General features: G+C 71.2%; 18 protein-coding genes. 15 read left to right on the forward strand and 3 right to left on the reverse strand.

The genetic code is table 11. The features are described 5' to 3' along the window. Positions 1-23 precede the first annotated feature (23 nt). The 8 genes from AC1MEY_RS22200 to AC1MEY_RS22235 all read left to right on the forward strand — a co-directional run bounded on the left by AC1MEY_RS22200 (position 24) and on the right by AC1MEY_RS22235 (position 8877). Positions 24-338: a hypothetical protein gene (locus tag AC1MEY_RS22200; protein WP_480227540.1), complete on the forward strand. Its 315-nt coding sequence runs from the start codon at positions 24-26 to the stop codon at positions 336-338. Between the two features lie 37 nt (positions 339-375). Then, positions 376-2907, forward strand: coding sequence for a DEAD/DEAH box helicase (locus AC1MEY_RS22205; RefSeq protein ID WP_480227541.1), 2532 nt, complete (start codon positions 376-378; stop codon positions 2905-2907). Between the two features lie 308 nt (positions 2908-3215). After that, complete coding sequence (locus tag AC1MEY_RS22210) at positions 3216-4073, forward strand: formate/nitrite transporter family protein (RefSeq protein WP_480227542.1); 858 nt, start codon at positions 3216-3218, stop codon at positions 4071-4073. Further along, entirely contained in the window at positions 4070-4525 is a 456-nt protein-coding gene (cynS, locus tag AC1MEY_RS22215) for a cyanase (RefSeq protein ID WP_480227543.1), read from the forward strand. The genes AC1MEY_RS22210 and cynS overlap by 4 nt, the downstream gene beginning before the upstream one ends. 41 nt (positions 4526-4566) lie before the next feature. Further along, on the forward strand, positions 4567-6105 hold the full coding sequence (locus AC1MEY_RS22220; protein WP_480227544.1) for a PucR family transcriptional regulator: 1539 nt from the start codon (positions 4567-4569) through the stop codon (positions 6103-6105). Between the two features lie 87 nt (positions 6106-6192). Beyond that, complete coding sequence (locus tag AC1MEY_RS22225) at positions 6193-7446, forward strand: NAD(P)/FAD-dependent oxidoreductase (protein ID WP_480227545.1); 1254 nt, start codon at positions 6193-6195, stop codon at positions 7444-7446. Between the two features lie 83 nt (positions 7447-7529). After that, positions 7530-7991, forward strand: a complete 462-nt coding sequence (locus tag AC1MEY_RS22230) for a GreA/GreB family elongation factor (RefSeq protein ID WP_480227546.1) — start codon at positions 7530-7532, stop codon at positions 7989-7991. Between the two features lie 34 nt (positions 7992-8025). Then, positions 8026-8877, forward strand: a complete 852-nt coding sequence (locus tag AC1MEY_RS22235; protein ID WP_480227547.1) for an SMP-30/gluconolactonase/LRE family protein — start codon at positions 8026-8028, stop codon at positions 8875-8877. Between the two features lie 9 nt (positions 8878-8886). On the opposite strand, the gene AC1MEY_RS22240 is transcribed toward AC1MEY_RS22235, so the two are convergent. The 3 genes from AC1MEY_RS22240 to AC1MEY_RS22250 are packed head-to-tail and all read right to left on the reverse strand — an operon-like array spanning position 8887 to position 11612. Continuing rightward, on the reverse strand, positions 8887-9717 hold the full coding sequence (locus AC1MEY_RS22240) for an MOSC domain-containing protein (protein WP_480227548.1): 831 nt from the start codon (positions 9715-9717) through the stop codon (positions 8887-8889). 21 nt (positions 9718-9738) lie between these two features. Continuing rightward, positions 9739-10725 carry an aldo/keto reductase gene (locus AC1MEY_RS22245; RefSeq protein ID WP_480231619.1) on the reverse strand — a complete coding sequence of 329 codons (987 nt, stop codon included), beginning with the start codon at positions 10723-10725 and terminating at the stop codon, positions 9739-9741. Between the two features lie 2 nt (positions 10726-10727). After that, positions 10728-11612 (reverse strand): aldo/keto reductase, encoded by an 885-nt coding sequence (locus AC1MEY_RS22250; RefSeq protein ID WP_480227549.1) that lies wholly within the window; start codon positions 11610-11612, stop codon positions 10728-10730. Positions 11613-11713: 101 nt separating this feature from the next. Here AC1MEY_RS22250 and AC1MEY_RS22255 point away from each other — a divergent pair, with 101 nt between their 5' ends. The 7 genes from AC1MEY_RS22255 (at position 11714) to AC1MEY_RS22285 (ending at position 17722) form a co-directional block, all read left to right on the forward strand. Beyond that, the gene (locus AC1MEY_RS22255; RefSeq protein WP_480227550.1) at positions 11714-12607 is read left to right on the forward strand and encodes a helix-turn-helix transcriptional regulator; all 894 of its coding nucleotides are present in this window, start codon (positions 11714-11716) and stop codon (positions 12605-12607) included. A gap of 19 nt (positions 12608-12626) precedes the next feature. Then, entirely contained in the window at positions 12627-13952 is a 1326-nt protein-coding gene (locus AC1MEY_RS22260; protein ID WP_480227551.1) for a DUF2252 domain-containing protein, read from the forward strand. A gap of 46 nt (positions 13953-13998) precedes the next feature. Continuing rightward, on the forward strand, positions 13999-14982 hold the full coding sequence (locus AC1MEY_RS22265; protein ID WP_480227552.1) for a methylenetetrahydrofolate reductase: 984 nt from the start codon (positions 13999-14001) through the stop codon (positions 14980-14982). Then, positions 14979-15734, forward strand: coding sequence for a class I SAM-dependent methyltransferase (locus AC1MEY_RS22270; protein ID WP_480227553.1), 756 nt, complete (start codon positions 14979-14981; stop codon positions 15732-15734). The genes AC1MEY_RS22265 and AC1MEY_RS22270 overlap by 4 nt, the downstream gene beginning before the upstream one ends. 84 nt (positions 15735-15818) lie before the next feature. Next, entirely contained in the window at positions 15819-16553 is a 735-nt protein-coding gene (locus AC1MEY_RS22275) for a cutinase family protein (RefSeq protein ID WP_480227554.1), read from the forward strand. Between the two features lie 174 nt (positions 16554-16727). Then, positions 16728-17279, forward strand: a complete 552-nt coding sequence (locus AC1MEY_RS22280) for an RNA polymerase sigma factor (RefSeq protein WP_480227555.1) — start codon at positions 16728-16730, stop codon at positions 17277-17279. A gap of 86 nt (positions 17280-17365) precedes the next feature. Continuing rightward, positions 17366-17722 carry a hypothetical protein gene (locus tag AC1MEY_RS22285; RefSeq protein ID WP_480227556.1) on the forward strand — a complete coding sequence of 119 codons (357 nt, stop codon included), beginning with the start codon at positions 17366-17368 and terminating at the stop codon, positions 17720-17722. Positions 17723-17746: the final 24 nt, after the last annotated feature.

Here is a 17746-nt window from a genome sequence, read left to right on the forward strand (position 1 = left end):
CCCCGGAGAGGACCATCGCTGTCATGCGATCCAACTGGGCGGTGCTCGTGATCGTGGCCGCCGGACTCGCGGCCGCGGTCGTCGGGATGCCCGCCGCGCGGGCCGCCGGCGCCGACGCGACGATCGCCGAACTGCAGGACCAGGGGTACCTCGTCCAGATCAACTGGCTCAGCGGCTTCGACACCAAACCCCTCGCGGACTGCACCGTGGTGTCGATCAACGACCCGAACCACTCGGGTGAGCCGATGCGGTCCGGCGACACCGTCTACGTCGACGTCCGGTGCCCCAACCACTCGGACGAGGGCGGCGACGTCGGCGTCGGGATCGGGTTCGGCTGACGCGCGCGTCGGGCCGTCAGGCAGGCTGGTGACCGACATGACCGCCACCCCCCTGCTCGACGACCCCAGCGACCTGAGCGGCCTGCGTGCCGCGGGCGCCGACCCCGACGAGCTGTTCGCCACCTTCGCGGCGTGGGCCGAGGCAAGCGGCACCACCCTCTACCCCGCCCAGGAGGAGGCGCTGATCGAGCTGGTCAGCGGTGCGAACGTGGTGCTGGCCACGCCGACGGGCTCGGGCAAGTCGCTGGTGGCCACCGGGGCGCTGTACGCCGCGCTGGCGGCGGGGCGGACCAGTTACTACACCGCGCCGATCAAGGCCCTGGTGAGCGAGAAGTTCTTCGCGCTGTGCGACGTGTTCGGCGCGGTCAACGTCGGCATGCTCACCGGCGACGCGTCGGTCAACTCGGATGCGCCGATCATCGCGTGCACCGCCGAGGTGCTGGCCAACATCGCGCTGCGGGAGGGCGCCGACGCCGACATCGGTCTGGTCGTGATGGACGAGTTCCACTTCTACGGCGATCCCGACCGCGGCTGGGCGTGGCAGGTGCCGCTGCTCGAACTGCCGCGCGCCCAGTTCCTGCTCATGTCGGCGACGCTCGGCGACGTCGCCTTCCTCCGCGACGACCTGACGGGGCGCACCGGCCGGACCACGGCGCTGGTGGCCAACGCCGAACGACCCGTACCGCTGTACTTCTCCTACGCCACGACGCCGATGCACGAGACCATCGGCGATCTGCTGGACACCAAGCAGGCGCCGATCTACGTCGTGCACTTCACCCAGGCGTCGGCACTGGAGCGGGCGCAGGCGCTGATGAGCGTCAACGTCAGCACCAAGGACGAGAAGGCCGCGATCGCCGATCTGATCGGCGCGTTCCGGTTCTCGTCGGCGTTCGGGACGACGCTGTCGCGGCTGGTGCGCCACGGCATCGGGGTGCACCACGCCGGCATGCTGCCGAAGTACCGGCGCCTGGTCGAGCAGCTGGCGCAGGCCGGGCTGCTCAAGGTCATCTGCGGCACCGACACCCTCGGCGTCGGCATCAACGTGCCGATCCGGACCGTCGTGTTCTCGGCGCTGTCGAAGTACGACGGCACCCGGACCCGGTTGCTCAGCGCGCGGGAGTTCCATCAGATCGCGGGACGCGCGGGGCGCGCCGGCTTCGACACCGCGGGCACCGTCGTCGTGCAGGCGCCCGATCACGAGGTGGAGAACCTCAAGCAGTTCGCGAAGGTCGCCGACGATCCGAAGAAGCGTCGGAAGCTGGTGCGGCGCAAGGTGCCCGAGGGCATGGTGCCGTGGAGCGAGTCGACCATGACGCGACTGGTGGACGCCACCCCGGAGCCGCTGACCAGCAACATGCGGGTGTCGACGGCGATGATCCTCGACGTCGTCGACCGGCCCGGCGATCCCTTCGTGGCGATGCGCCGCCTGCTCACCGAGAACCACGAGCCGCGCAAGCGTCAGCTGCAGCACGTCCGCGAGGCCGTCGGCATCGCCCGCTCACTGCTGCAGGCCGGCGTGCTCGAGCGCGTCACCGAACCCTCCGGCCACCGGCGTTACCAGCTCACCGTCGACCTGCCGCCCGACTTCGCGCTGAACCAGCCGCTGTCGACGTTCGCGCTCGCGGCCGTCGAGGTGCTCGATCCGGAGTCGGAAACCCATGCGTTGGACGTGGTCTCGGTGATCGAGGCGACGCTCGAGGATCCGCGCCAGATCCTCGCGGCGCAGCTGAACAAGGCCAGGGGCGAGGCCGTCGCCGAGATGAAGGCCGAGGGCATCGAGTACGACGAGCGCATCGAACTGCTCGACGACGTCACCTATCCCAAGCCGCTCGACGAGCTGCTGCAGGCCACGTTCGAGACCTACCTGCAGAGCAACCCGTGGGCGGCGGACGCGCGGCTGTCGCCGAAGTCGATCGTGCGCGAGATGTGGGAGAAGGCGCTGACGTTCCGCGAGCTGATCAGCCTGTACGGGCTGACCCGCTCCGAGGGCGCGGTGCTGCGGTATCTGTCGGATGCGTTCAAGGCGTTGCGCTCCGGGGTGCCCGCGTCGGCGAGGACGGAGGCGGTGACCGACGTCGTCGAGTGGCTGGGAGAGCTGGTGCGGCAGGTGGATTCGAGCCTGCTCGACGAGTGGGAGCAGCTCACCAGCCCCGATCAGCCGCTGGACGCCCCGGTCACGGTGCCGGCCCGGCCGCGTCCGCTGACCGGCAACGAGCGAGCGTTCACCGCGATGATCCGCAATGCGCTGTTCCGCCGCGTCGAGCTGTTCGCCCGTGGCCGCTGGTACGACCTCGGCGAACTCGACGGCGGGTCCGGGTGGACGGCCGAGCGGTGGCACGAGGTCGTCGACGCGTACTTCGACGAGCACGAGGACGTGGGCATCGGCGCAGACGCGCGCGGGCCCGGGATGCTGATCATCGACAAGCAACCCGAGGTGTGGCGGGTGCGGCAGATCCTCGACGACCCCGCGGGCGACAAGGACTGGGGCATCGTCGTCGAAGTCGACCTCGAGGCGTCCGACGAGGAGGGCGCGGCGGTGCTGAAGGTCGTCGACGCGGGGCGGTTCTGACGCTGCCGAGTGTCCACTTATGCCACGCCATACGCCGTTTCGCGTGACGCAACTGGACACTCGGCGCGCGCTGCGGCCGGGACCAAGCCATGTGCACTCCCCCACGCGTCATCATTCGTTGACGCGCGGGCGAGACACCCCACTCCCCTGGCGGCCGAGCAGGGCCCGGCGACCCGACCTCACAGCGCCCGGCCCCCGCCGGTGAAGAGTTCGTCACAGGGCCCTCTCAGCCACTTCACATCGACGTCATGGCCGACCTGCACGCTGGCACGCACTCACCACCCCCCGACGACGAAAGAAGCCTCGCCATGTCCTATGTGGACCCGAGACAGTTCGTGATGAAGATGGTGGACGCCGGAGAGTCGAAGGTGTTCATGTCGACCCGGGACACCGTCATCCGCGCCTACATGGCCGGCGCCATCCTCGCGCTGGCGGCGGCGTTCGCGGTGACGATCACCGTGCAGACCGGCAACGCCCTGCTCGGCGCGGTGCTCTTCCCCGTCGGCTTCTGCCTGCTCTATCTGATGGGGTTCGACCTCCTCACCGGCGTGTTCACGCTCGTACCGCTGGCGCTGCTCGACAAGCGTCGCGGCGTGACCGTCCGGTCGATGCTGCGCAACTGGGGTCTGGTGTTCGTCGGCAACTTCCTGGGCGCCGTCACGGTGGCGGTGATGATCGCCGTCACGCTGACCTACGGGTTCACCGTCGACCCGAACGAAGTCGGTCAGCGACTCGGCGAGATCGGCTCCACCCGGACGGTCGGTTACGCCGAACACGGCGCGGCCGGCATGCTGACGCTCTTCGTCCGCGGCGTGCTCTGCAACTGGATGGTGTCGACGGGCGTCGTCGCCGCGATGATGTCGACGTCGGTGTCGGGCAAGGTCATCACGATGTGGATGCCCATCATGCTGTTCTTCTACATGGGCTTCGAGCACTCCGTGGTCAACATGTTCCTCTTCCCGTCCGGCCTGATGATGGGCGGCGACTTCTCGATCGCCGACTACCTGCTGTGGAACGAGATCCCCACGGTCATCGGCAATCTCGTCGGCGGCCTGGCGTTCGTCGGCCTCACGCTGTACGCGACCCATGCCCGCACCGGCGGCGAGTGGCGCCGGCCCAGCACCCCCCTGCAGGACTTCGAGATCCCCACCAAGGTGAACGCGTGACACGCGACGAGGTCACCGCCGAGATCGTCGCCGCCAGACTCGCGAAGGGGCTGACCTGGCAGCAGCTCGCCGACGCGGTGCAGCGGCCGCTGCTGTGGACCATCGCCGCACTGCAGGGCCAGCACCCGATCCCGGCCGAGCAGGGTGCGGTGCTGGCCGAGCTGCTGGGCCTCGACGAGTCGGTCGTGCCGGTGCTCGCCGCGGTGCCCGGGCGCGGCGGGCTGCCCACCGCCGTCCCGACGGATCCGACGGTCTACCGCTTCTACGAGGTGCTGCAGGTGTACGGCGGCGCCATCAAGGAGGCCATCCACGAGGAGTTCGGCGACGGCATCATGAGCGCCATCAACTTCAGCCTCGACGTCACGCGCAAGCCGCATCCCGACGGCGACCGCGTGGTGGTCACGCTGGACGGCAAGTTCCTGCCCTACGCCTGGACGTCGGCCGACGACTGACCCCCTAGGCTGGGCCGCGACGGCCGGCGTGGGGAGTCTCGATGGTCACCTTGGACCGACTCGTCAACGTCCTCGGCGGCTACGGCGTCCGGCTGGTGACCGGCTCCGCACCGCGCTCGACCGAACTGCGGTCCGTCGTCCTGCACGAGGATCGCCAGGTGGTGGGTGACGTCCTGCTGGCCGTCGACGCCGACTCGGTGGAGACGGCCCTCGCCTGGGCCCGGGCGTCGCGAGCGGTGGCCGTGCTGGTGCGCGACGACGACACCGCCGTCACCGCGACCCCGGACGGTCCGGCCGTGCTGACGGTCGACCGCGACGTGTCGTGGAGCGAGGTGGCGGCGGTCCTCTTCGGGCTGGTCCTGGAGGGTCGCGAGACCGAGTCCGGGCGCGGGCCCACCGACCTGTTCGCGCTCGCCGACAGCCTGGCCGACGCGATCGGCGGCGCGGTCACCATCGAGGACCGACACTCACGGGTGCTCGCCTACTCCCGTCTGCAGCAGCACGCCGACGGGGCTCGCGCCGAGACGATCCTCGGTCGCCAGACGCCGGACCGGCTCCGGAGCCTGTTCGCCGCACGCGGCGTCACCACCCACCTCGCGTCCTCGGACGCCCCGATCTTCGTCTCGCCCGCACCCGACGAGGGCCTCGCCGGACGAATGGCCGTGGCGGCGCGCACCGGTCGCGAACTCCTCGGCTCGGTGTGGGTGGCGTGCGCGGACGAACTGGTCGGCGAGCCGTTGCGAGCGCTTACCGACGGCGCCCGCCTGGTCGCCCTGCACCTCCTGCGGTCCCGCGCCAGCGCCGACCTGGAACGCCAGGTCGAGTCGGACCTGGTGATCGGGCTGCTCGACGGCACGGTCGACGCGGGGACGGTGATGAGCAGGCTCGCGCTGCCGCCGTCCGGGCTGCGCGTCATCGCGCTGCGCGCGCGTCTCGACGACGAGTTGCACGCCGCGCTGCTGCTGGCCTTCGAGCAGGCGACCACCGGATTCGGGTGGTCGCGTCCAGGTCGAACGACGTTGGCCGACAACACCATCTACACCGTGCTGCCCAGCGACGGGGTGGATGCCGCCCGCCGCTGGGTGGACGACCTGCGGGCCGCGCTGCCCGAGCGGGCCGGCGTCGTGGCCGGGATCAGCAGCGTCGCCACCATTCTCGAGCTGCGCACGGCCCGCGACGAGGCCGACGAGTGCCTGGCCCTGCACGAGCTGCGGAACGCGGCCGGCGCCGCCCCGGCCTACGACGAGTCGTGGGACGACATCGTGCTGCGGCGGCTGCGCATCGCGACGCGAGTGGGTCGGGCGCCGCAGCGCGGTCCCATCGCGGAACTCCGGCGCCACGACGCCGCGCGCGGGACCAGGTACGTCGACACCCTCCGCGCGTGGCTGGCCGCGCAGGGCGACCTGCCCGAGGCCGCGGAACGCCTCGGCGTGCACGAGAACACCGTCCGCTACCGGCTGCGGAAGATGTCCGAGCTGACCGTCCTCGACCTGACCGACGGCCGCAAGCGGCTGGCGATGACCATCGAGTTGGCCGCTACCGACGACGACACGACCGCGTTGTTCGAAGGCGACAACTAACACCCGACGGATTGTCGGATTCCGGCAACCGTCGACGCCGAGACTGCGCCACCATCGAAGGAGACACGAACTCCAGGAGGTGGCGTGATGGCCGGCGACGAACGCTTCGACGGTGGACCGCGATCGGCGATCGTGGTGGGCGCCGGCATCGTCGGCCTGTCCACCGCGTGGTTCCTTCAGGAACGCGGCGTGGCGGTGACGGTCGTGGACCGCCGTGGCGTGGCGGCCGGTGCGTCGTGGGGCAACGCCGGTTGGGTGTCGCCCGCTCTGACCATCCCCCTCAACCAGCCGTCGGCACTCGTCCACGGTCTGCGATCGCTCACCGATCCGGCTGCGCCGCTGCACGTTCCGGCCCGCGTCGACGTGGGCCTGTGGGCGTTCCTCGCCCGCTTCGCCGCCAACTGCCGCCGCTCCGCGTGGGATCGGGCGGCGAGCGCGAACGTCCCGTTCAACGCCGAGTGCCTCGAGGCGTTCGACGTGCTGACCGCCAACGGCGTGGACGCCCCGACCACCGACGGACCGATCACCGCGCTGTTCGCCACCGAACGGCACGCCGCCCACCTGATCGACGAACTCGAGGGCCTGCGCCGCGTCGGCCAGCCCCTGTCGTACCGCACCCTCGAGGGGCCGGGCCTGCGCGATGCGGCACCGCTGGCGTCGGACCGGGTCGCGCTGGGAGTCAGCGTCGAGGACCAGCGCTTCGTCGACCCGGGCCGCTTCACCAAGGCGCTGGCCCGCGCGGTGATCGAGCGCGGCGGCGAGATCCGCACCGCGACCGTGGTCGACGTCCGGCCCGCGGGCCGAGGCGCGCGGGTCGACCTTGACGGCGCCGAGCCGCTGATCGCCGACGCGGCCGTCATCGCCACCGGCGCCTGGCTGTCGCGACTGGTGTCCCGGTGGGTCCGCACGCCGGTGCGGGCCGGACGCGGCTACTCGTTCACCGTTCCCGTGAACCGGCCGGTGCCCGGACCCGTCTACCTGCCCGAGGCACGGGTCGCCTGCACGCCCTACCGGGGCGGCCTGCGCGTCGCGGGAACGATGGAGTTCCGCGGACCCGACGAGCCCGGCGTGCCCGCGCGACTCGACGCGATCGTCGCCTCCGCGGGACCGCTGCTGGGCGGCGTGCGGTGGACCGAACGTACCGACGAGTGGGTGGGCCCGCGGCCCGTCACCACTGACGGCCGACCGTTGATCGGCGAGGTCGCCGCCGGCGTCTACGTCGCCGGTGGCCACGGCATGTGGGGGCTCGCGCACGGCCCGATCACCGGACGGCTGCTCGCCGAGCAGATCACCACCGGCAAGCAACCCGCGGCGCTGTGGACCGTCGACCCGCTGCGCTGACCAGGACCCGCATCGAGTCGTCAGGGGCGGAGGCAGCACGCCCGCCCCTGACGACGACCCCCGCACACCCGAGAGGAGCGACCATGACCGCCACGCAACCGATCTGGATGACGCCCGCCGCCTACCGCCGACTCGAGGAGGAGCTGGCCGACCTGCAACTCCTGGTGGCCACCGACGTCCCCGACGACGGCGAGGAGAACGCCGTCGCCGTGCGCGCGGCCCGCCAGTCCCGTATCCAGCAGATCCTGGAGTGGCTGCTGTACGCCGTGGTCGACGAGAACCCTCCGGACGACGGCGTCGCCGAACCCGGCATGGTGCTCACCGTCCGGTTCGACCGGACCGGGGACACCGAGACCTTCCTGATGGGCCTGCGCGGCGCCGAGTACGGCGACGTCGAGGTGTACTCGGTGCGCTCACCACTCGGCCTCGCACTGCTCGGCGCCCGGGTGGGCGATCGGCGGGAGTACGTGGTGCCCAGCGGCGAGTCCGTACCCGTGACGCTCGTCGCGGCGGTGCCCTACGGGATGCACCGCCAACACGCCTGAGCCCGTTTGCACGCCGCCGCCGGTGGGGACCCGGGTGGGCGTGAACGTGGACCAGGTCACCGATCCCATCGCCGAGCACGCCGAGGGACCCGTGTGGTCCACGAGCTGGGGCGGGCTGCGCTGGGTCGACATGACCGCGGGCGACGTGCTCGCACTGGACGCCGAGGGCGGCGTCGACCGCGCCCACGCGGGCAGCATCGCCGCGGCGGTGCGGCCCCGGCGCTCCGGCGGCGCGGTGATCGCCGTCGAACGCGGCTTCCTGCTCGTCGACGACGACGGGTCCACGTCGCTGCTGCCGGAGGTGTGGACCGATCCGGGCATCCGGATGAACGAGGGCGGGTGCGCGCCGGACGGATCCTTCTACTGCGGGTCGATGGCGTACGACAAGCGCCCGGGGGCGGCGTCGCTCTACCGCCTCGACCCGGACCACTCGGTGTCGGTCGTCCTCACCGGCGTCACGGTGTCCAACGGCATCGAGTGGTCGCCGGACGGCACGCTCGCCTACTACAACGACACCGAGACCCACCGCATCGACGTGTTCTCCTGGGATCCCGACCGCGGCCTGCACGACCGCCGCTCCTTCGTCACCATCCCCGACGGGGGGTCGCCCGACGGCCTGACCGTCGACGCCGAGGGCGGGGTGTGGACGGCGCTGTTCGGCGGCGGGGCGGTCCACCGCTACACCGATCGGGGCGTCCTCGACGCCGTGATCGACGTCCCGGCCCGCCAGGTCACGGCGTGCACGTTCGGTGGCGACGACATGGCCACCCTCTTCATCACGACGTCGCGCGAGGGTCTCGACGCGGGTGCGGATCCGCTCGCCGGTTCGCTGTTCAGCGCCCGTCCCGGCGTCAGCGGCCTGCCGACCAAGGCCTTCGCCGGCTGAGCCTGCGACTCAGTCGAGCGTGACCTCGTCGCCCACGTGCACGTCGCCCTCGGTGAGCACCTCGAAGTACGCCCCGGCGCAGGGCAATTCGCCCAGCCCGAAGGACTCGACGCGGTTCTCGACGGCCGGGGTGCGCAGCGCGTGCGTCGCCCGGCCGAGGTCGCCGTGTTCGAGGGTCGGGATCACGCATCGCGGCGTCGGTCCCATCGCCCGCAGCCGCACGGACCCCACCGCGAGCGTGCGGCCCGTCCATCCGTTCTCGTCGTACGCCCGGTAGTCCGGCGGGGTCTCGATCACGATGTTCGGCCGATAGCGCGCGGCCTCGGTGCCGATGCGTTCGAGCGTCGCGGTGGTGATGACGTGCAGCGGTGCGAGATCCACGAAGGAGTCCCCCGGCGTCCCCTCGGCCAGCTCGAGCAGCGGCGCGTCGACCTCGGCGTCGAGGCCGTCGCGCAGGACCTGCTCGGGGTCGGCACGCTCCAGGGTGGCGCCGGGTGGCCGGTGGTCGGCCAGCCGCACCGGTCGCGACAGCAGGCGGGACATCGCGTCGTCGAATCCGTCGTCGTCGGTCGCCATCCGGGTGCCGTCGGGTAGCCGAACCCACACGCGCCCAGCGTCATCGGTGCCGGCGGTGCACTTCAGCAGATCGCGCCACAGGCGGGCCTGCTTGGCGCTGGCCACCCGGCCCGTCTCCTGGTCGACGAACGCCAGCCGCCGATCGCCGTCGGCCCCCGCGAAGGAGACGGGCAGCGAGGTGACGGCCTCACCGAGCATCGACTTGACGGGATAGCGGTGCAGGCTCGCGACCCGCAGCGGCGGGGCGGTGTCTCCGGCGGTCATGCCTCCACGGTAGTTCCAGCGCTACAGCCCCACCATCGCCATCATCGCCGGGGTGTACCTGTCGCCCTGGACGCCGACCCGGGCGGCGAGCGCGTCGAGGTCGGCGACCTCGTCGGCCGACAGCGCGACCGTCGACGCGCCCGCGTTCTCGTCGATCCGTTCCCGGCGGCGGGTGCCCGGGATGGGAACGATCCACGGCTGCTGGGCGAGCAGCCACGCGAGTGCGATCTGCCCCGGGCTGCTTCCCTTGCCCTCGGCGAGTGCGCGCACCTGACCGACGAGGGCCTCGTTGGCGCCGATGTTGTCGGCAGTGAACCGTGGGAGATTGCTCCGGATGTCCCCGTCGCCGAACCCCGTAGACCCCGTGACGGTACCGGTGAGGAAGCCCTTGCCCAGAGGGCTGAACGGCACGAACCCGATGCCGAGTTCCGCGCATGTGGGCAGCACCTCTGGCTCGGGATCCCGTGTCCACAGGGAGTATTCGCTCTGCAGGGCGGTCACCGGGTGCGTCGCGTGCGCGCGCCGGATGGTGTCCGGGCCGGCCTCCGAGAGACCGAAGTGGCGCACCTTGCCCGCGGCGACCAACTCGCCGACCGTGCCGGCGACGTCCTCGATGGGCACGTCGGGGTCGACGCGGTGCTGATAAAAGAGGTCGATCACGTCGGTGCGCAGCCGCCGCAGCGACGCGTCGGCCACCCGGCGGATCTGCTCGGGTCGCGAGTCGGTGCCGACCATCTTGCCGTCGGCGATGTCCCAGCCGAACTTCGTGGCGATCACCACCTGGTCCCGCAGCGGCGCGAGCGCCTCGCCGACGAGTTCCTCGTTGACGTAGGGCCCGTAGACCTCGGCGGTGTCGACGAACGTCAGGCCGGCCTCAACCGCGTACCGGAGGACGCCGATCATGTCGTCGCGGTCGCCGGGGTTGGGGCCGTAGCCCTGCGACATCCCCATGGCGCCGAAGCCGATGGCCGAGACTTCCAGTCCCTGACCGAGTGTGCGTGTGTGCATGCTCATGCCTCCGGAATCGTGATGCCGTAGTTCTTGCGGGTGATGTCCTCGGGCTCCGGTCCGCCGCGGATGCCGGTGTCGAGGGCGTCGATGGCGGCGAGCTGTTCGGCGCTCAGCTCGAAGTCGAAGACGTCGAAGTTCTCGGCGATCCGCGCGGGCGTCACCGACTTCGGGATCACCTGGCGGCCCTGCTGGACGTGCCAGCGCAGCATGACCTGCGCGGGGGTCTTCGCGTGGGTGGATGCGATCTCGCCGATCACCGGGTTGTCGAGGGTGGAGGTGTGCGGGCCCTCCCGGTAGAACGTGATGCCGCCGATCGGCGCCCACGCCTGGTTGAGGATGCCGTGCTCGTCGTCGACCGCGAGCAGTTCCGACTGCCGGAAGTACGGGTGCACCTCGATCTGGTTGATCGCGGGCACCACCTCGGTCTCGGCCAGCAGCCGCTCGAGGTGACGGGGCATGAAGTTGGAGACGCCGATGGCGCGCACCCGGCCGTCGGCGTACAGCTTCTCCAACGCCTTGTATGCACCGATGGTGAGTTCGAACTCGTCGGGCAGCGCCTGGTGCAGGATCAGCAGGTCGAGTCGCTCCACGCCGAGCTTGCCCACCGCCTTGTCGAACGCGTGCAGCGTCTCGTCGTAGCCGAAGTCGGTGATCCACACCTTGGTCTCGACGAACACCTCGTCGCGGTCGAGCCCGGACCGGCGGATCGCCTCTCCCACCTCGCGCTCGTTGCCATAGGCCGCCGCGGTGTCGACGTGGCGGTAGCCGGTCTCCAGCGCGGTGGTCACCGCGGCGACGGTGTCCTCGGGCGCGGACTGGAAGACGCCGAAGCCCAGGGCCGGTATCTCGACGCCGTTGTTGAGGGTGAAGGTGGGAATGCTCATGTCCCCGACGGTAGGCCCGGAACCTGGGTACTGGGAGTGTCTGTCGAACGGGGTACCCGCAGTACCTCCCACCACGGGTCGGGGGTGCCTACCGTGGTGTCGTGGCCACGATGGATCTGCGCAGCGAGATCCGCGAGTTCCTCAGCTCGCGGCGGGCGCGCATCGCGCCGCAGGACGCCGGCCTGCCCGCGTACGGCGGCAACCGGCGGGTGAAGGGCCTGCGCCGCGAGGAGGTGGCGATGCTCGCCGGCGTCTCCGTCGACTACTACGTGCGGATGGAGCGCGGCAGCCTGGCGGGCGCCTCCGATGGCGTGCTCGACAGTCTCGCGGTGGCACTGCGACTCGACGAGGCCGAGCGCGACCACCTCTTCCACCTCGCGCGGCAATCCGGTCCGCAGCCCACCCGCCGCAGACGCAAGACGTCGGCCACCGTCCGGCCCGCACTGCAGCAGGTGCTCGACGCGATGACCCACGCACCGGCCTGGATCCGCAACGGCCGCCACGACGTCCTCGCGATGAACCAGCTGGCCCGCGCCCTCTACGCCCCCGTGCTGGCCGATCCGCGCCGGCCCGCCAACACCGCCCGGTTCGTCTATCTGCAGCCCGAGGCCGCCGCGGACTTCTTCGTCGACTACGACACGGTCACCCGCGACGCGGCGGCGATGCTCCGCCTCGAGGCCGGCCGCAACCCGCACGACGAGGAACTGATCGCGCTCGTCGGCGAGATGTCCACGCGCAGTGACCTCTTCCGCCAGCGGTGGGCATCCCAGGACGTGCATCTGCACCGCTCGGGACGCAAGCGGCTGCGCCATCCGGTGGTGGGCCAGCTCGACCTCGACTTCGAATCGATGGAGCTGCCCGGCGATCCTGGCCTGCAGCTGAACGTCTACACCGCCGCACCGGGCACCCCGACCGCCGACGGCCTGGCGCTGCTCGCCTCCTGGGCGGCGAGTCAGGACGACCTCCCCACCGAACGGGCCGCCGCCAGGGGCTGACGCGGCCGTATGGTGTGGCATGTCGTCAACACAGCCCGGCCAGGACGAGCGGGAGGCCTTCATCGTCGCGTCCCTGGTCGAGGCCTTCTCCGACCTGATGGCGACGGACCCGGATTCGTTCCGCACCAAGTTCCGCAAGATGGCGGCCGATCCCTTCGCCTTCTACCGCGGCAGCGCCTGCATCTTCTACGCCGACGTGGCCGCACGCGAGGACCGCTGGGCCGACGAGCGCACCAGCCGGGTCTGGATCCAGGGTGACCTGCACGCGCAGAACTTCGGCACCTACATGGACGGCGCGGGCAAGCTCATCTTCGACGTCAACGACTTCGACGAGGCCTACGTTGGGCACTTCACCTGGGATCTGCAGCGCTTCGCCGCCAGCATCGCGCTGATGTGTTGGCAGAAGGCGCTTTCCGATCAGGCGATCACGACGCTCATCGATGTCTTCATCCAGGCGTACGTGCGCCAGGTCCGGTGGTTCGTGACCGTCGAGGACGACTCGACGTTCGCCCTCGACCTCGAGACGTCCCGCGGGGCAGTACGTTCCGCGCTGCAGTCGGCGCGACTGTCGACGCGTGCCGAGATGCTCAACCGGATCACCATCGTCGACGACTGCGACCGCAAGTTCCGCGAACTGCCGGGCGTCCGCCGCCTCGGCGACGACGAGCGGGCCAAGGTGGAGGGCGCGTTCGACGCCTACCTCGAGACCATCCCGCGGGCGCAGCGCTTCCACGGCATCGCCTACGACGTCAAGGACGTCATCGCCAAGACGGGCTTCGGCATCGGCAGTGCCGGTCTGCCCGCCTACACCGTGCTGATCGAGGGCTTCAACCAGGCGCTCGACAACGACGTGGTGTTGTCGATGAAGCAGGGCAACGTCCCCGCGCCGAGCCGCGTGGTCGCCGACCCCGAGGTGCACGGCTACTTCGAGCACCAGGGCCATCGCACGGCGGTGTCCCAGCGGGCGCTGCAGGCGCACGCCGACCCGCTACTGGGCTACACGACCATCGACGGCGTCGGCTTCGTCGTCAGCGAGATCTCGCCGTACGAGGCGGATCTCGACTGGACGGAACTCACCGAGCCGGACGAGTTGGCCGAGGTGGTCGAGCAACTGGGCCAGGCGGTCGCGAAGGTGCACTGCGTCAGCGACACCGACAGCGACCAGTCGCTGGTGCCCTTCCAGACCGAGGACGCCATCATCGCGGTGATCGGTGCCGACGAGGCGGCCTTCGCCGACGACATGGCGGCCTTCGGACTCGAGTACGCGTCGGTGGTCCGCGACGACCACCGGCACTTCGTCGAGGCGTTCCGCGAGGGCCGGATCCCCGGGGTCACGGCCACCTAGCCCGTCAGGACGGATTGCGAGCCACGGGAGCGGGTATCGCGCCTCCATGACGTCGGTGGACCTCGGCTGCCCCAAGCGCATGGAGTACGGGCCGTGCGGCGGTGTGCGGCCCGACGGTCAGTGCGAGATGCGGCCCGGACCATGCGCGTTCGACGCGGCCGTGCCGTGGCCGGAGCCGCCGACGGTCGCGCCGCCGGTCCGGGCGCCGCTCATCCTCACCGACTTCAGCTGCACGCCGTTCGACCCGGCGGAGGTGGCCGCGACCGCGGCGATCCTCGGCCCGTCCTGCGACGCGGTGCTGGTCGGCGAGCACCAGAACCGGCCGGACTTCCCGCCCGCGGTGATGGGTCGGTTGCTCCTCGACAGCGGCGCGACGCCGTGGATCACGCTGTCCTGCCGGGACCGCAACCGCATCGTCCTCGAACAGGAGTTGCGCGGGCTGCTGTGGCTCGGGGTCGACACGGTCTTCTGCGTCACCGGCGACGGCCGCGGTTACGACGTGCGCCCCGACGTGACGCAGACGTTCGACCTCGACGGCCCGCGGCTCACGGCGCTGGCCGCCTCTCTCGGCATGTGCGCGGCCGTCCCCGAGACCCCCACCGCGCCGCCCGTCGCGGCGCGACCCGGGCGGCTCGTGCAGAAGCAGCACGCCGGCGCCTCGCTGGCGGTGCTCAACCACGTGACCACTCCGGCCATGGTCGCCGACTTCATGGCCGCGGCCCGTCGTCGAGGACTCCGGATCCCCGTGCTGGCTGCAGTTGCGGTGTTCACCGACGAGGTGTCGGCCGCGGTGCTGCAGGGGCTGCCCGGCCTCGAACTGGACCGGGACGTCGTCGCGCACGTGGTGAATCACGCCGACCCGGTCCAGGCGGGCATCGACGCCGCCGTCGCGGAGGCCCGCGAGCTGCTGGCGATCGACGGCGTCGAGGGCGTCAACGTGTCGGGGTTGGCGAGCGGTGCGGGTGGGCACGTGGGTGCGCGGATCAAGGCCGAGGTCGGTGCACGCATTCGAGCGGAGGTGGTCGTGTGACCGAGGCGATGGACGCGGAGTTCGACACCGTGGCCGAGTGGACGGCCGAGGTGGCGATCGACCTCGGACCCGACCATCACGTGCCCGCGGGATGCCGCGGCAGCGGCAGTCCCGCCGCGCTGGACTGGCTCGCCGACCGGATGGACTTCGGCCCGGGCACGACGGTGCTCGACTGCGGCGCCGGCGTCGGCGGACCGGCCGCCCTCGCCGCCGAGCAGCGGTCGGTGCGGCCGCTTCTCGTCGAACCCGAGGCGGGCGCCTGCCGGGCGGCACGCCGACTGTTCGATCACCCCGTCGTCCAGGCCGGCGGTGCGGCGCTGCCGGTCGCCGACGAATCATTCGACGCCGCGTGGTGTTTGGGCGTGTTGTGCACCACACCGGACAAGCTCGGCGTCCTCACCGAGCTACGCCGGGTGGTCCGTCCCGCGGGCGCGATCGGGTTGCTCGTCTTCGTCGCCACGGACGTCCTGGGCACGGACGTCCCCGAGGGCAACGACTTCCCGACGGTCGGCCTCCTGACCGATCTCGCCGGGTCGGCCGGGCTGCACGTCGAAACCTGGCAGGCCACAGCGGATCTCCCGTCGGCACCCCGCGACTGGCAGGAGCGCGAAGACGCCGTGGAGGCGAAGCTCGAGGAGCGCTACGGGCGAGAACCCGCCTGGCAGTTGGCCGAACGGCAGAGTTCGCGCATCGGCGATCTGCTGTCCGACGGCCGGCTCTCGGGCGAACTCCTGGTGCTGCGCCGCGCCTGAGCGGGGTCGGGCGACATCTGCGCGACCACCGTTGCAGAGCTAGGCTAAGCACTGACCACGGACACTACGAGATGGGCGGTCGGGATGAGTTACGTCGGTCGGTTGTTCGCTGCGGCGGCACCAGTCGTGTTGGCACTGACGGGATCGGCCATCGTCGCCGCCCCGGCGCACGCGGAGCCGGAACCCTGCGCGGACGTCGAGGTGGTCTTCGCCCGCGGCACCTTCGAACCCGCCGGCGTCGGCGGTACCGGGCAGGCGTTCATCGACTCGCTGCGCGCCAAGACCGAAGGCAAGTCCGTCGACGTCTACGCCGTGAACTACCCGGCGTCCCTCGACTTCGGGGCCGCCGCCGACGGTGTCATCGATGCGAGCAACCGGGTTCGCGACGTCGCGGCGCGCTGCCCCGACACCAAGATCGTCGTCGGCGGCTACTCGCAGGGCGCCGCCGTGGCGGCCTACATCACCGAGGACTCGGTGCCGCAGGGCTTCGACCTGCCGCCGGGCATCACCGAGCCCATGCCCGCCGAGGTGGCCGACCACGTGGCCGCGGTGGTCCTGTTCGGCAAGCCGTCGAGCGGCTTCCTGCAGATGATCTACAGCGGCGCGCCGCCCATCAACGTGGGATCGCGCTACGTCGCGAAGACCACCGACGTCTGCATCCCCGGCGACCCCGTGTGTTCGACGGGCGGCGGCCCCGGATCGCACGACGCCTACGTCGCCGACGGCCTCACCGACCAGGCCGCGACCTTTGCGGCCGACAAGGTGAACGCCGCCGCGGCGCCGACCGGACGGAACCGCCCACCGGCGGCGACGCGCTAGCAGGGGCACCGCACGCGGCCGGTGCAAAGCGCACCCCGTGCGTTTGCTGTGAGTTCGCCTTTCGCGGTGTGACGTACCTCACTCCTGGATTGGCCGGTTCACCGCAGTGGGAACAAGATCGTCGACACGCACTGCCGCCGATGGGCTGCACCGCCATGACGTTGGAGCCCACCGATGGTCCTCGATGCCCTGCTGCCCGAACGCGCCGTCGTCGGCGCGGCGGCCGACGGTGATGAGGAGGCGTTCGCCGACCTCGTCAACCACTACGGCCCGCAGCTGCACCGGTATGCCCGCGCCACGCTGAGAGACGCCGGAGCCGCCGACGAGGTGGTCCAGGACGCGTTCGTCTCCGCCTGGCAGCACCTGCCGAACTATCGCGGCGATTCCTCGTTGCGCACGTGGCTGTTCGCGATCCTGTCCCGCAAGATCTGCGACCACCGGCGCCGCCGGATCATCGCCACGGTCGGCGACGGGATGCCCGACTGGCCCGACGACGGCAGGACCGACCCCTTCGCCGCAGTGTCGGCCCGCGACTTCATGGCCGACCTCCGCGACGCCCTCGCCGAGCTGCCCTACCGGCAGCGCGCGTGCTGGTTGCTGCGGGAGGTCGAGGACATGTCCTACCCCGAGATCGCCGTGGTCACCGGACTCTCCGACGGCGCTGCCCGCGGACACGTGACCCGGGCCCGCACCACGCTGAGTGCGCGGCTGACGGCCTGGCGATGACGCCGGGCGACGGGCCGGGCGACCCGGTCGTACGCCGCGCCGCGCGCGAACTCCATCGACGCCCGACCGACCCGACGTGGATCGACGTGAGCAACGCGATCGTGTCGAGGATCAGCCGCGCCGCGCGCCGGTCGTGGCCGATCGACGCCGTCTTCCCCGCCGATCCGCGATCCCGTTCCGGTGACCGGCTGCGGATCAGCGACCGCGTGGTGCGTACGGCGGTGCGCAGCGCGGTGAACCGGTCCGGCGAGGTGCTCCTGCTGCACGTCGACCTCACCGTCGACGGGCATCGCTGCACCGGCGCGCGGCTGGTGATCGTCGCCCGGCACGCGTCGACCGCGGTGTCGGACCGGATCGCGCTCGTCACCGCGAACACCATCTCCGATCTGCTCGGCCATCCGCTCTCGACCGCGCAGATCTCCGTGCACGTCGACCCGGCCTGAGGACCGTGGCGCACGTCACGCCGA

The organism is Mycobacterium sp. PTI7 (genome assembly GCF_056679845.1).